This window comes from Nocardioides pocheonensis, from assembly GCF_003725535.1.
GTDB classification, from domain to species: Bacteria; Actinomycetota; Actinomycetes; order Propionibacteriales; family Nocardioidaceae; genus Marmoricola; species Marmoricola pocheonensis.
On record NZ_RJSF01000040.1, the window covers coordinates 914,498 to 927,463 of the forward strand.

At 71.7% G+C, this 12,966-nt stretch carries 14 protein-coding genes; 10 read left to right on the top strand and 4 right to left on the bottom strand.

Going from position 1 to position 12,966, the window contains the following annotated elements; genetic code table 11:
• Positions 1-17 precede the first annotated feature (17 nt).
• Positions 18-947, bottom strand: coding sequence for a KPN_02809 family neutral zinc metallopeptidase (gene ypfJ, locus EFL26_RS15210; protein ID WP_123223674.1), 930 nt, complete (start codon positions 945-947; stop codon positions 18-20).
• Between the two features lie 106 nt (positions 948-1,053).
• Here ypfJ and EFL26_RS15215 point away from each other — a divergent pair, with 106 nt between their 5' ends.
• The 4 genes from EFL26_RS15215 (at position 1,054) to EFL26_RS15230 (ending at position 6,235) form a co-directional block, all read left to right on the top strand.
• Positions 1,054-2,604: an ABC-F family ATP-binding cassette domain-containing protein gene (locus EFL26_RS15215; RefSeq protein ID WP_281273765.1), complete on the top strand. Its 1,551-nt coding sequence runs from the start codon at positions 1,054-1,056 to the stop codon at positions 2,602-2,604.
• Positions 2,605-2,693: 89 nt separating this feature from the next.
• Positions 2,694-3,482 (top strand): enoyl-CoA hydratase/isomerase family protein, encoded by a 789-nt coding sequence (locus EFL26_RS15220; RefSeq protein WP_123223676.1) that lies wholly within the window; start codon positions 2,694-2,696, stop codon positions 3,480-3,482.
• A gap of 31 nt (positions 3,483-3,513) precedes the next feature.
• Positions 3,514-5,430, top strand: a complete 1,917-nt coding sequence (locus EFL26_RS15225; protein ID WP_123223677.1) for an ABC transporter ATP-binding protein — start codon at positions 3,514-3,516, stop codon at positions 5,428-5,430.
• Between the two features lie 19 nt (positions 5,431-5,449).
• Positions 5,450-6,235 carry an SDR family oxidoreductase gene (locus EFL26_RS15230; protein ID WP_123223678.1) on the top strand — a complete coding sequence of 262 codons (786 nt, stop codon included), beginning with the start codon at positions 5,450-5,452 and terminating at the stop codon, positions 6,233-6,235.
• Here the strand turns inward: EFL26_RS15230 and EFL26_RS15235 are convergent.
• The gene (locus tag EFL26_RS15235) at positions 6,179-7,033 is read right to left on the bottom strand and encodes an SURF1 family cytochrome oxidase biogenesis protein (protein WP_123223679.1); all 855 of its coding nucleotides are present in this window, start codon (positions 7,031-7,033) and stop codon (positions 6,179-6,181) included. The two genes, EFL26_RS15230 and EFL26_RS15235, sit on opposite strands and share 57 nt — an antisense overlap.
• Positions 7,034-7,152: 119 nt before the next feature.
• Here EFL26_RS15235 and moaA point away from each other — a divergent pair, with 119 nt between their 5' ends.
• Positions 7,153-8,160, top strand: a complete 1,008-nt coding sequence (gene moaA / locus EFL26_RS15240; protein WP_246000207.1) for a GTP 3',8-cyclase MoaA — start codon at positions 7,153-7,155, stop codon at positions 8,158-8,160.
• A gap of 259 nt (positions 8,161-8,419) precedes the next feature.
• On the opposite strand, the gene EFL26_RS15245 is transcribed toward moaA, so the two are convergent.
• Both EFL26_RS15245 and EFL26_RS15250 read right to left on the bottom strand, forming a co-directional pair.
• Positions 8,420-8,632, bottom strand: a complete 213-nt coding sequence (locus tag EFL26_RS15245; RefSeq protein ID WP_123223680.1) for an acetone carboxylase — start codon at positions 8,630-8,632, stop codon at positions 8,420-8,422.
• Positions 8,633-8,710: 78 nt separating this feature from the next.
• Positions 8,711-9,064 carry a DUF3099 domain-containing protein gene (locus EFL26_RS15250; protein WP_123223681.1) on the bottom strand — a complete coding sequence of 118 codons (354 nt, stop codon included), beginning with the start codon at positions 9,062-9,064 and terminating at the stop codon, positions 8,711-8,713.
• Positions 9,065-9,117: 53 nt separating this feature from the next.
• On the opposite strand from EFL26_RS15250, the gene EFL26_RS15255 reads away from it, so the two are divergent.
• The 5 genes from EFL26_RS15255 (at position 9,118) to EFL26_RS15275 (ending at position 12,966) form a co-directional block, all read left to right on the top strand.
• Positions 9,118-9,330 (top strand): dodecin, encoded by a 213-nt coding sequence (locus EFL26_RS15255; RefSeq protein ID WP_123223682.1) that lies wholly within the window; start codon positions 9,118-9,120, stop codon positions 9,328-9,330.
• 110 nt (positions 9,331-9,440) lie between these two features.
• The gene (fabG, locus tag EFL26_RS15260) at positions 9,441-10,145 is read left to right on the top strand and encodes a 3-oxoacyl-[acyl-carrier-protein] reductase (protein WP_123223683.1); all 705 of its coding nucleotides are present in this window, start codon (positions 9,441-9,443) and stop codon (positions 10,143-10,145) included.
• Position 10,146: 1 nt separating this feature from the next.
• On the top strand, positions 10,147-10,917 hold the full coding sequence (fabI, locus tag EFL26_RS15265; RefSeq protein WP_123223684.1) for an enoyl-ACP reductase FabI: 771 nt from the start codon (positions 10,147-10,149) through the stop codon (positions 10,915-10,917).
• A 59-nt stretch (positions 10,918-10,976) separates the two neighbouring features.
• The gene (locus tag EFL26_RS15270) at positions 10,977-12,377 is read left to right on the top strand and encodes an MFS transporter (RefSeq protein ID WP_123223685.1); all 1,401 of its coding nucleotides are present in this window, start codon (positions 10,977-10,979) and stop codon (positions 12,375-12,377) included.
• 58 nt (positions 12,378-12,435) lie between these two features.
• Positions 12,436-12,966, top strand: coding sequence for a SixA phosphatase family protein (locus tag EFL26_RS15275; RefSeq protein ID WP_148046726.1), 531 nt, complete (start codon positions 12,436-12,438; stop codon positions 12,964-12,966).

Below are 12,966 nucleotides of genomic sequence, written 5' to 3' on the forward strand. Positions count from 1 at the left end.
CGAGGGCCCCTGGTTGCTCAGAGGGCCCCGGGCGCGAAGGTGTTGCACGCGTCGATCGTGCCGTCCTTCAGGCCCACATTGAACCAGTGCACCCGCTCCGCCGATGACCCGTGGGTCCACGACTCAGGATTCACGCGGCCGGAGGACTCCTTCTGGATGCGGTCGTCCCCGACCGCCTGGGCCGCGTCGATCGCCCGGGCGATGTCGTCCTGGGTGAGGTCCTCGATGATCTGGGTGCCCTGGGCGTCCTTCGTGGTCTGTGCGTTCTTGGCCCACGCGCCGCCGAGGCAGTCGGCCATCAGCTCGATCCGCACCGAGTCGCTCTTCGGCCCCTGCTGCGTGCGCATCCTGGCGAGCAGGCCGAGCTGGTCCTCGATGTGGTGGCCGTACTCGTGGGCGATCACGTAGGCGAGCGCGAACGGGCCGCCCTTGGCGCCGAGCTGGCCCTTGAGCATGTCGTCCATGAAGCTCTTGTCGATGTACACCCGCTTGTCGTTGGGGCAGTAGAAGGGCCCCATCGCCGAGCTCGCCGTACCGCAGCCCGACGAGGTCTGGCCGGAGTACTTCACGGTGCGGATCTGCTGGTAGGCCTGACCGCTCTGCTCCTGGTACGCCGTGCTCCAGTAGGCCTGCACCGAGTTGGTGATCAGGTCGATCGCGCAGTCCTGGGACTTGTTCGCGTCGGCGCCGGTGCGGCAGTTGCTCGTCGCGGTCGAGCCCTGGTCGCTGCTCCCGCCCGCTCCGGGCACCGGGTTGTTGCCGGACAGGGCGGAGATCACGACGTACAGGAGGATCACGACGACCGTGCCGAGGCCGATCCGGCCCCCGCCGCCCGACGGGATCGGCAGCCGCATGCCACCGCTGCCCAGTCCGCCGCCGAAGCCGCCGCCCCCGCCACGGTTCTCGATCTGGCTCTCGTCGATCCGCGCCCTCGGATTGAACCGCATGCCGCCACCTTCCCCTCGGTGCACTCAGGTGCCCAGCGCCTCGTACACTAATCGCTCCGTGATCACCGCCTCCCGCCTCGAAGTCCGTGCCGGCGCCCGTCTGCTGATGCAGGACGTGTCGTTCCGGGTCGCCAAGGGCGACAAGGTCGGGCTGGTGGGACGCAACGGCGCCGGCAAGACCACGCTGACCCGGATCCTGGCCGGGGAGGGTCTGCCCGCCTCGGGCAGCGTCACTAACTCCGGCTCGCTGGGCTACCTGCCGCAGGACCCCCGCACCGGCGATCCCGAGGTGCTGGCCCGCGACCGGATCCTCTCGGCACGCGGCCTGGACGAGGCGGTCCAGCGGCTGCGCGTCGCGGAGAAGGAGATGGCCTCCGAGGACCCCGCCGTACGGGACCGGGGGATGCGGCGCTACGAGTCGGCGGACGCGGCGCTGCACGCGGCGGGCGGGTACGCCGCCGAGGCCGAGGCCGCGCAGATCGCGTCGGGCCTCGGGATCGACGACCGGCTCCTCGCCCAGCCGCTGAAGACCCTGTCCGGGGGCCAGAGACGACGCGTCGAGCTGGCGCGGATCATCTTCTCCGGGGCCGACATCCTCCTGCTCGACGAGCCGACCAACCACCTCGACGCAGACTCCGTCGTCTGGCTGCGCGAGTTCCTGCGCACCTTCAGCGGCGGGCTGGTCGTGATCAGCCACGACGTCGAGCTGCTCGAGGCCTGCGTCAACAAGGTGCTGCACCTCGACGCCAACCGCGCCGAGGTCGACGTCTACAACATGACCTGGAAGAACTACCTGCAGCAGCGCGAGAACGACGAGCACCGTCGCCGGCGCGAGCGCGCGAACGCCGAGAAGACCGCCGAGGCGCTGCTCACCCAGGCGAACAAGATGCGTGCCAAGGCCACCAAGGCGAAGGCTGCGCAGTCGATGATCAAGCGCGCCGAGAAGATGCTCGGCGGCCTCGAGGGCGAGCGTGCGGCCGACAAGGTGGCCCGGATCAAGTTCCCCGAGCCGGCTCCGTGCGGCAAGACGCCCCTCATGGCCGAGGAGCTCTCGAAGTCCTACGGCTCCCTCGAGGTGTTCACCGACGTCGACCTCGCGATCGACAAGGGCAGCCGGGTCGTCATCCTCGGCCTCAACGGCGCGGGCAAGACCACCATGCTGCGGATCCTCGCGGGCATCGACCGGCCCGACACCGGCAGCGTCGTACCGGGTCACGGGCTCAAGCTCGGCTACTACGCGCAGGAGCACGAGACCCTCGACGTCTCCCGCACCGTCCTGGAGAACATGCGTACGTCGGCGCCGCAGCTGACCGACTCGGAGGCCCGCTCGGTCCTCGGGTCCTTCCTCTTCAGCGGCGACGACGCCAACAAGCCGGCCGGCGTGCTCTCCGGTGGCGAGAAGACCCGGCTCGCGCTGGCGATCCTGGTGGTGTCCTCGGCCAACGTGCTGCTGCTGGACGAGCCGACGAACAACCTCGACCCCGCGTCGCGCGAGGAGGTGCTCGGCGCGATCCGCTCCTACACCGGGGCGATCGTCCTGGTCACCCACGACGAGGGCGCCGTGCTCGCGCTCGAGCCCGACCGCGTGCTGATCCTGCCCGACGGCGTCGAGGACCTCTGGAACGAGGGGTACGCCGACCTCGTCAGCCTGGCCTGACGCCACGCCGCCCGAGCCAGCCGGTCGTCGAGTCCGTCGGTGGTCCAGGTTGCCGGAACGACGTCGGCCCCCGGAGATAGCCTCAGGCCATGACCGGACTTCCCGACGCGGCGGCACTCGAGCACGCCCGCCTCGCCCTCACCCTCGACGGCGCGGTCGCGACCATCACGCTGAGCTCCCCCGAGCGTCGCAACTCGCAGACGCCGTCGATGTGGCACGCCCTCGCGCAGATCGGGGAGCACCTGCCCGACGAGATCCGCGTGGTCGTGCTGAAGGGCGCCGGCGCCTCGTTCTCCGCGGGGCTGGACATCGGTCTGTTGTCGCCCGACGGCCTGCCGGGGGAGGAGTCCGTGGCCGCGCTGATGCACGGCAGCGACGAGGCCGTGCTCGACGCGATCGACGGCTACCAGCACGGCTTCACCTGGCTGCGCGACCCGCGCTTCGTCTCGGTCGCCCAGGTCCAGGGCCACGCGATCGGCGCGGGCTTCCAGCTCGCGCTCGCGTGCGACCTGCGGGTGGTCGCCGACGACGTGAAGTTCTGCATGAAGGAGCCGGCCCTCGGCCTGGTCCCCGACCTGACGGGAACAAAACCACTCGTCGAGCTTGTTGGCTACTCGCGGGCGTTGGAGATCTGCGCCACGGCACGCACCGTCCAGGCGGACGAGGCGCGCGAGCTCGGGCTGGCGACGGCCGTCGTACCGGTCTCCGAGCTCGACGCGACAACTGCAGACCTGGTCCAGGCGGTCCTGGCCAACGCCGCAGGGGCTGTCCGCGAGACCAAGGCGCTGCTGCGTGGCGCCGCCGAGCACGACCTGGACGACCAGCGGAGGCTCGAGCGCGAGGCGCAGCTGCGCCGGTTCAGGGAGCTGGTCGCTTGAGCACTGACCACGGAAGGGAGAGGGGGCGCCGATGAGCACGATGCACCCCATGGGCGCGGCGATGCGGTCGCTGCGCACCGACCGGTCCGTGGTCGACCAGAAGCTGACCCGGCGCACGATGCGCCGCGTCTTCGGGTTCGCCCGCCCGCACAGCCGCCTCCTCACCGCGTTCATCGGGTTCGTGGTGGTCGACGCCGCGCTCGTGGTGGTCAACCCGCTCCTGGTGAAGGCCCTCCTCGACGACGGCATCAGGAAGGGCGACGGTGGCCTCGTCACGCTCCTGGCGTTCGGCATGGTGGGTGTGTCGTTGCTCGACGCGGCCCTCGGGGTCGGCAGTGGCTACCTGTCCTCGCGCATCGGCGAGAACCTCATCTTCGACCTGCGCACGAAGGTCTTCGGCCACGTGCAGCGGATGTCGCTGGCCTTCTTCACCCGCACCCAGACCGGTGCGCTGGTCTCCCGCCTCAACAACGACGTGATCGGCGCCCAGCGCGCGTTCACGTCGACCCTGTCCAGCACGGTGTCGAACACGATCTCCGTGGTGGTCGTCGGGGTCGCGATGGTGGTCCTGTCCTGGCAGATCACCCTGGCCTGCCTCGCGCTCTTCCCGCTCCTGCTGCTCGCGTCCCGCTGGGTCGGCGGCCAGATCAGCGGCCTGACGCGGGCGCAGATGAACGGCAACGCCGACCTCGGCAACATGATGACCGAGCGCTTCAACGTCGGCGGTGCCCTGCTGCTGAAGCTCTTCGGCCGGCGCGACGACGAGGACGCGCGGTACGCCGACAAGGCCGGTGTCGTGCGTGACCTCGGGGTCCGGATCGCGCTCGTGACCCGCATCTTCGCCGCGACCATGATGCTGATCCCGGCGCTCGCCACCGCGCTGGTCTGGGGGATCGGCGGGCACCTCGTGATCAGCTCCACGCTCACGATCGGCACGCTGACGGCGCTCGCGACCCTGCTGCTCCGGCTGCTCGGGCCGCTGCAGGGCCTGTCCAACGTCCGCGTCGACGTGATGACCGCACTGGTGAGCTTCGACCGGGTCTTCGAGGTGCTCGACCTGCCCTCGACGATCCAGGAGCGCCCTGACGCGGTCGCTCTCGACCCGCACTCCGCGCGCCTCGAGTTCGACCACGTCGCGTTCACCTACCCCCGCGCCGAGGACGTCTCGCTGGCCAGCCTGGAGACGGTCGCGCGGCTCGAGAGCCGCGACCACGGAGAGGTGCTCCACGACATCTCGTTCGTCGCCGAGCCCGGTCAGATGGTCGCGCTCGTCGGGCCGTCCGGCGCCGGCAAGACCACGATCACCCACCTCGTCGCCCGGCTCTACGACGCGACCTCCGGCACGGTCCGCGTGGGCGACGACGCCCAGCTCTGGGACGTGCGCGACGTGACCCTGCAGTCCCTCGAGGACGCCGTCGGCTACGTCACGCAGGACGCGCACATGTTCCACGACACCATCCGCGAGAACCTCCGCTACGCACGTCCGGAGGCGTCCGACGAGGACATCTGGGCGGCACTGGAGTCGGCGCAGATCGCCGCGCTCGTCCACGGCATGCCCGACGGGCTCGACACGGTCGTCGGCGACCGTGGCTACCGCCTCTCCGGCGGTGAGCGGCAGCGGCTGGCGATCGCCCGGCTGCTCCTGAAGGCGCCCCGAATCGTCGTGCTGGACGAGGCCACCGCCCACCTCGACTCGGAGTCCGAGTACGCCGTCCAGCGGGCGCTCGACACCGCGCTGGAGGGCCGCACCTCGCTCGTGATCGCCCACCGGCTGTCCACGGTGCGCAACGCCGACCAGATCCTCGTGGTCGAGGACGGCCGGATCGTGCAGCGCGGCACCCACGAGCAGCTGCTCGCCGAGGGCGGCACCTACGCCGACCTCTACGCGACGCAGTTCAAGCCGGTGCACGCCGACACCGGCCCCGGACCCGCGCTCGAGGCGCTCTGATCGGCTTAGGTTGGGGCCCATGGACAGCACACGCGACCACTGGCAGCTCGACGGCAAGGTCTACGTCCTCACCGGCGGCACCCGAGGTCTCGGCCGTGCCACCGCGGAGCTGCTGGTCGCGTGCGGGGCGCACGTGGTCGTCTCGGGCCGCGACCGCGGACGCCTCGACGACGCCGTCGCCGCCCTCGGCGAGGGTGCTCTCGGCGTGCTCGCCGACAACGCCGACCCCGACGTCGGCGACGCGGTCGTCGCGGCCGCCCTGCACCGCTGGGGCCGGGTCGACGGCGCCCTGATCTCCGTCGGGGGTCCGCCCACCGGCACCGTGATGGACACGCCCGACGAGGTCTGGACGTCGTCGTTCGAGTCGGTGTTCGTCGGCGCACTCCGGGTCGCCCGCGCCGTCGCCGAGACGATCCAGCCGGTGCCCGAGGGGCCCGGCGGCTCGATCGCGTTCGTGCTGTCCAGCTCCGTGCGCGCGCCACTCGCCAACCTGGCCGTGTCCAACGGCCTCCGGCCGGGACTGGCCATGGCCGCGAAGACGATGGCCGACGAGCTCGGTCCCCGCGGCATCCGGGTCAACGGCCTGCTGCCCGGCAGGATCGGCACCGAGCGCGTCGCCGAGCTGGACGCCTCCACCGGCGACCCTGCCGGCGCGCGGGCCCGGGCGATCGAGACCATCCCCCTGGGTCGCTACGGCGAGCCGGAGGAGTTCGCGGCCGCCGCCGTGTTCCTGCTCAGCCCCGCGTCGTCATTCGTGAGCGGCGTGATGCTGCCCGTCGACGGCGGCATGCTGCGCGCCCTCTGAGGGATCCTCGTCCGGTTCCTCGTCCGGTTCGGCGTCGTCGTCGGGACCGTCCCCCGAACCGTCCCGGGTCTCCCGCTCCTCGCGGGCTCGCTGCCACTCGTCGTACGCGAGGTAGCCGAAGCCGACGACCGCCAGCACCCCGAAGAACCACCACTGCAGGCCGTAGAAGAAGTGCGGCCCCTCGCTCTTGTCGTCGGGCATCTCCGTCGCACCGAGGCGCGTGGCCGGCGCCGGGCTCTCGCTGTGCAGGTCCAGGAATCCGCCGTACAGCGGGTAGGGCAGCACCCGTGCCGCCGCGCGGCTGGAGATCGCCCGGGTGGCGAGGTCGTGCACCTGCGTGGAGCTGCCGGTGCCGTCGACCCGCACCCAGCCGAGCACGGTCACGTCTCCGGCCTGGGCGGCGGGGAGCTTGGGCCGCGTCCCGCCGTTGTTCTCGCTCGCCATCCACCCGCGGTCGACGAGCACGGCGCCCTGGTCGGTGCGCAGGGGCGTCACCACGTCGACCCCGGGCCCGGCGTCGCGGGTCTGGTACTTCACCACGATCGTGTGGGCGTCGTCCCAGGTGCCGTGCGCGACCACCTCGCGCCACTCGTGCCGGCCAGACGGGGCCGCGCCGACCTTCATCAGCTCGTCGATCGGCACCGGCGGCTCGGCCAGGTTGTGCGCGACCAGGCGGTTCTCGGCCCTGCGCTCGTCGAGGCGGTGGAACTGCCAGTCGCCCAGCTGGCTCGCGAGCCACGCCAGAGCCGCGACCGTGAGCGCGAACAGCAGCCACCGACGGCTGAGCAGGAACCTCACGCGTCGAGGTTATCGAGCGCCCGAGCTTGCTCGAGGTCGAGTGGCCGAGATGCGTTGACGAGCGAAGCGAGGATCACGCGGCGAGGGTACGCGCGCGGGTGCAACGTAGGCTGTGCAGGGTGAGCAAGCAGCGCGTGCAGCCTCTGGCCGACCGGCACGGTCGCGTCGCCACCGACCTGCGCGTCTCGCTGATCGACCGGTGCAACCTGCGCTGCACCTACTGCATGCCCGCGGAGGGCCTGGACTGGCTGCCGAACGAGGACGTGCTCACCGACGACGAGGTGGTCCGGCTGATCCGGATCGGCGTCGAGCGCCTCGGCATCACCGCGGTGCGCTTCACCGGCGGCGAGCCGCTGCTGCGCAAGGGCCTCGTGGACGTCGTACGCCGCACCAAGCAGCTGCGGCCGACCCCGGAGACCTCGCTGACCACGAACGCCCTCGGCCTCGGCCGGGTCGCCGGCGCGCTGCGCGACGCGGGGCTGGACCGGGTCAACGTGAGCCTGGACACCGTCCGCCGCGAGGACTTCGCCCGGATCACCCTGCGCGACCGGTTCGACGACGTCATCACCGGTTTGGAGGCCGCTCGGGCAGCCGGGCTGGAGCCCGTGAAGGTCAACGCCGTGCTGCTGCGCGGCATCAACGACGACCAGGCTCCCGAGCTGCTCCGCTGGTGCCTCGACCACGGCTACCACCTGCGCTTCATCGAGCAGATGCCGCTCGACCCCCAGCACGGCTGGATGCGCAGCACGATGGTGACCGCCGACGAGATCCTGGAGTCGCTCCAGCGCGAGTTCGTGCTCACCGAGGCGCGCCGGCCGCGGGGGAGCCAGCCGGCCGAGGAGTTCCTGGTCGACGGCGGCCCGTTCACGGTCGGCGTGATCGCCTCGGTGACCCGGCCGTTCTGCGGCGACTGCGACCGGGTGCGGCTCACCGCGGACGGTCAGGTCCGCAACTGCCTCTTCGCCCGCGAGGAGTCCGACCTGCGCACCCCGCTGCGCAACGGGGCGGACGACGACGAGATCGCCCGCCGCTGGGTCGCCGCGATGGCCGGGAAGCTCCCCGGCCACGGCATCGACGACCCGAGCTTCCTGCAGCCGACCCGCCCGATGTCCGCGATCGGCGGCTGACCGGCGCACGGCGAGCGGGCAGCGCGGCTTTCTGGAGGTACGCCGAGCGGGCAGCGCTGCTTCGTGTAGGTACGGCGAGCGGGCAGCGCTGCTGCACGTCGTGGCCAGCGGGTGTGCCCGCTCGGCCTACCGATCCGCAGCATTAGTGCCCTGTCGCCGTACCCCCGCGCAGCAGCAGTGCCCTGTCGCCGTACCCCCGCGCAGCAGCAGTGCCCGCTCGGCGTACGGACACGAAGCAGCAGTGCCCTGTCGGCGGGGCTCAGTCCGTGTGCGGGACGACCTCGCGCAGGAAGCTGCGGGCGCCGAGGAAGTCGCCGAGCGACTCCTTGTGCTGGTCGCAGGCGAGCCAGATCTTGCGGCGGTCGGGCGTGTGCAGCTTGGGGTTGTTCCAGAGCAGGTCCCAGGTCGCCGGGGCCGTGCAGCCCTTCGCCGAGCAGATCGCGGTCACCTCAGGCCTCCAGCGTCCGGACATGGGCGGTGCCGGACGACCTTGGGGGTGAATCGCCCGGCACCTGAACCGGCAGCCCGGGGGTCGGCATGCCGGTCGCGATCAGATTGTCCCACGTTCACCGGCCGATGGCGGCTCTTCGCGTTCGGCGGGCGCGGATCCCTCGCCCAGCTCGGGGTGTGCGAAGCCCGGCAGGAAGGGGTCGGTGCCCTCGACGCGCGGGCTGGCGCTGTTCGCCATCACGACCGCGACGTAGGGCAGCACGAACGCCGCCGCGACGAGCACCCAGCGCAGCCAGCCGGGGCCGACCGCGACCGCGGCGACGAAGCACGCGGTGCGGATCGCCATCGAGATGATGTAGCGCCGCTCGCGGCTGCCGCGCTCGACGTCCGGGCTCTCGGGCGCGCTGGTGATCCGGACGACCTCCGGATCGCGCTTCCGATGTGCCACGGCCATCTGTCGATCCTACGTCGGGTTCGGCGAGCGGCCACGCGTGGCATCCTTGGCCCATGTCGAATCGCACCTATCGCGTCACCGAGATCGTCGGAACCTCCCCGGAGGGCATCGACCAGGCCGTCCGCAACGGCATCGAGCGCGCGGCCAGGACCCTGCGCCACATCGACTGGTTCGAGGTGACCCAGGTCCGCGGCCAGGTCAAGGACGGCGCGGTCGAGCACTTCCAGGTCGGCATCAAGGTCGGTTTCCGCCTCGAGGACGACTGACCCCTCACTTTGTCGGACCTCGACAACGGGATCGTCGATTGCTTGTGCGTTGCGTGCGCGCGTCGAGCACCGTTTGGAGGTAGCCGACAGCGGATCGCTAGGGTCGGCCCATGAGCAGATCAGTCCTCGTCACGGGCGGGAACCGCGGCATCGGGCGCGCCATCGCGGAGGCGTTCGTCGCCCAGGGCGACAAGGTCGCCGTGACCAGCCGCAACGGCGACGCGCCCGAGGGTGCCTTCGCGGTGCCCTGCGAGATCACCGACAGCGCGTCCGTCGACGCGGCGTTCGCGGCGGTCGAGGAGCACCAGGGCCCGGTCGAGGTGCTGGTCGCGAACGCCGGAATCACCCGTGACACCCTGCTGCTGCGGATGACCGACGACGACTGGTCGCAGGTGATCGACACGAACCTCACCGGCTCCTTCCGGGTGGCCAAGCGGGCGGCGAAGGGCATGCTCAGGCTGCGGCGCGGCCGGATCGTGTTCGTCTCCAGCGTGGTCGGGCTGCTCGGGTCGCCGGGTCAGGTCAACTACGCAGCCTCGAAGTCGGGGCTGGTGGGCATGGCCCGCTCGATCGCCCGGGAGCTCGGCAGCCGCTCGATCACCGCGAACGTGGTCGCTCCGGGCTTCATCGAGACCGACATGACCGCGGTCCTGCCCGAGGAGCAGCAGGCGGCGTACCGCGACCAGATCCCGCTCGGCAGGATGGGCACCACCGCGGAGATCGCCAACGCGGTGACCTGGCTGGCCTCGGACGATGCCGGCTACGTCACCGGGGCGGTCATCCCGGTCGACGGCGGACTCGGAATGGGGCACTGACATGGGAATTCTCGACGGCAAGCGGATCCTGGTCACCGGCGTGACCATGGACAGCTCGATCGGCTTCGCGGTGGCGAAGGTGGCCCAGGAGCAGGGCGCCACCGTGCTGATCTCGAACTTCGGCCGGGCGCTGGGCATCACGCGCCGGATCGCCGCCCGGCTGCCGCAGCAGCCGCCCGTGCTCGAGCTGGACGTCACCGACGACGAGCACCTGGCGCAGCTGCCCGACCAGGTGCGCGAGCACGTCGACGGCCTCGACGGGGTGGTGCACTCGATCGCCTACGGCAACCCGGAGACGCTGCTCGGGGGCAAGTTCATGACGGGGCCCTGGCCCGACGTCGCCCAGGCCGTGCAGGTCTCGGCGTACTCCCTCGCCTCGCTGAGCAAGGCCTGCCTCCCGCTGATGCCGTCGGGTGGCTCGGTCGTCGGGCTGACCTTCGACGCCACGGTCGCGTGGCCGGCGTACGACTGGATGGGCGTGGCGAAGGCGGCCCTCGAGTCGTGCTCGCGCTACCTGGCCCGCGACCTCGGCCCGCAGGGCGTGCGGGTCAACCTGGTCAGCGCCGGGCCCCTGAAGACCCTCGCGGCGAAGGCGATCGACGGCTTCGAGGCCATCGAGGAGAACTGGTCGGCGCGGTCACCGCTCGGCTGGGACGAGAACGACCAGGAGCCGACCGCCAAGGCGGTCGTGGCGCTGCTCTCGGACTTCTTCCCGGCCACGACCGGCGAGATCGTGCACGTCGACGGCGGCTACCACGCGATGGGTGCCTGAGCTCGCCGGCTGACGTATTCCGCTGGTCGGGCCATGAGCGTGGTCGGTAGGTTGCAGCGGTGACGGACCCGGACGACCTCCTCGTGCTCCGGTCCCGACGGGGTCGGCTGACGCTCGCGACCGTGATCCTCGGGTCGGGCATCGCCGGCCTGGACGGCAGCGTGGTCAACATCGCGGCCCGCACGATCGGCACCGACCTCGACGCCTCGCTCGCCGACCTCCAGTGGGTGCTCAACGGCTACCTGCTGGCGCTGGCCTCCCTGATCCTCGTGGGCGGCTCGCTGGGAGACCGCCTGGGACGGCGCAAGGTCTACCTGATCGGCGTGGCGGCCTTCGGGGTCACCAGTGCACTGTGCGCCTTCGCCCAGTCGCCGAGCCAGCTGATCGCGGGTCGGGTGCTCCAGGGCGTGGCCGCGGCCCTGCTCACACCGGGCTCCCTGGCGATCATCGAGTCCGGGTTCCGCCGCGAGGACCGGCCGGCCGCGATCGGCACCTGGGCCGGCCTGTCCGGGGTCGCGTTCGCGGTCGGGCCGCTGGTCGGCGGGTTCCTGCTCGAGCACGGGGGCTGGCGCTGGATCTTCGCGATCAACGTGCCGCTCTGCCTCTTGGTGCTGGTGCTCGGCCGCCAGGTGCCCGAGTCGCGCGACGACGAGGAAGCCGGCAGGTTCGACGTGCTCGGCGCCGTGGTCGGGGCGGCGGCCCTCGCCTCCCTCACGGCCGCGCTCACGTTCTGGCGGGACTGGTCGGCGCCGGTGGTGGTCGCCGCGGCGGTCGTGGTCGCCGGTCTCGTCGCAGCGTTCGTCGTGCTCGAGCGACGACCCGGTGCGATGGCGCCGGTGGAGCTGTTCGCCTCGCGCGTCTTCTCCGCCGCCAACCTGATGACGTTCCTGGTGTACGGCGCCCTCGGGGTGATGATCTTCCTGCTCGTCCTGCAGCTGCAGGTCACCTCCGGCTACAGCCCGCTCGAGGCCGGTCTGGCGACGCTGCCGACGACCGTGGTGATGCTCCTGTTCTCCTCCCGGGCGGCCGTGGTCGCCGCGCGCACGGGCCCGCGACTGCCGATGACCGTCGGACCGCTCGTCGGCGCGGCCGGGGCGGTGCCGCTGGCCTTCATCGGCCCGCACGCGTCGTACGTCGTCCACGTGCTGCCGGGCATGGTGGTGTTCGCCGTCGGGCTGACGATGCTGGTCTCGCCCCTCACCGCGGCCGTCCTCGACGCTGCTCCGGACCGGCACGCCGGCGTCGCGAGCGGGATCAACAACGCGGTCGCCCGCGCCGGTTCGCTGCTCGCCGTGGCGGCGATCCCTGCCCTGGTCGGCCTGAGCGGCGAGGACTACCGTCGGCCGAGCGTGCTCACCGACGGCTTCCGGTCCGGGCTGCTCGTCTGCGCCGCGCTGCTGGCCGCCGGCGGGATCGTCTCGTGGTACGGCCTGCGATCGACGACTCAGCCGTCCGGTTGACGCAGATCACCCGTCGGTGCCATGACAACGGCTTCGACGCCCTGCCAGAGTTGCCACTGTGAGGGAGGACGTACGCCGGCTGATGGTGATGCGCCACGCCAAGGCCGAGCCGGTCGCTGCGTCGGACCACGCTCGCCGGCTCGTCGAGCGTGGCCGCCAGGATGCCGCAGAGGCCGGCCAGTGGGCGCGTGCGCAGGGAGTGCTCCCCGACCACGCCTTCGTCTCGACCGCCGCCCGGGCCCACGAGACCTGGATGTCCTTCAGCTCCGGGGCGGCGCTCGACCTCGAGCCCGAGCTGGACGCCGGGCTCTACTCCGCCGGCCCCGACTCCGCGCTCGAGGTGCTCCGCAGCGCGCCGCCCTCGGCCGCGACCGTGATGGTCGTGGGGCACAACCCGACGATGGCGCACCTGGTGCACCTCCTCGACGACGGGCGCGCGGAGCCGACTGCCTTCGCGCAGATCGGCGCGGGCTTCCCGACCTCTGCCGTGGCCGTCCTGGAGGTCGCCGGCGACTGGGCCGACCTGGAAGTGGCGGCGGCACGGATCGCCCTGGTCCACATCGGACGCAGCGGCTCGGCCCGCGACTGA

Coding starts and splice junctions, on each gene's coding strand:
- ypfJ (WP_123223674.1), bottom strand. CDS start 947: ATGCGGTTCAATCCGAGGGCGCGGATCGACGAGAGCCAGATCGAGAAC.
- EFL26_RS15215 (WP_281273765.1), top strand. CDS start 1,054: ATGCAGGACGTGTCGTTCCGGGTCGCCAAGGGCGACAAGGTCGGGCTG.
- EFL26_RS15220 (WP_123223676.1), top strand. CDS start 2,694: ATGACCGGACTTCCCGACGCGGCGGCACTCGAGCACGCCCGCCTCGCC.
- EFL26_RS15225 (WP_123223677.1), top strand. CDS start 3,514: ATGAGCACGATGCACCCCATGGGCGCGGCGATGCGGTCGCTGCGCACC.
- EFL26_RS15230 (WP_123223678.1), top strand. CDS start 5,450: ATGGACAGCACACGCGACCACTGGCAGCTCGACGGCAAGGTCTACGTC.
- EFL26_RS15245 (WP_123223680.1), bottom strand. CDS start 8,632: ATGTCCGGACGCTGGAGGCCTGAGGTGACCGCGATCTGCTCGGCGAAG.
- EFL26_RS15250 (WP_123223681.1), bottom strand. CDS start 9,064: ATGGCCGTGGCACATCGGAAGCGCGATCCGGAGGTCGTCCGGATCACC.
- EFL26_RS15255 (WP_123223682.1), top strand. CDS start 9,118: ATGTCGAATCGCACCTATCGCGTCACCGAGATCGTCGGAACCTCCCCG.
- fabG (WP_123223683.1), top strand. CDS start 9,441: ATGAGCAGATCAGTCCTCGTCACGGGCGGGAACCGCGGCATCGGGCGC.
- fabI (WP_123223684.1), top strand. CDS start 10,147: ATGGGAATTCTCGACGGCAAGCGGATCCTGGTCACCGGCGTGACCATG.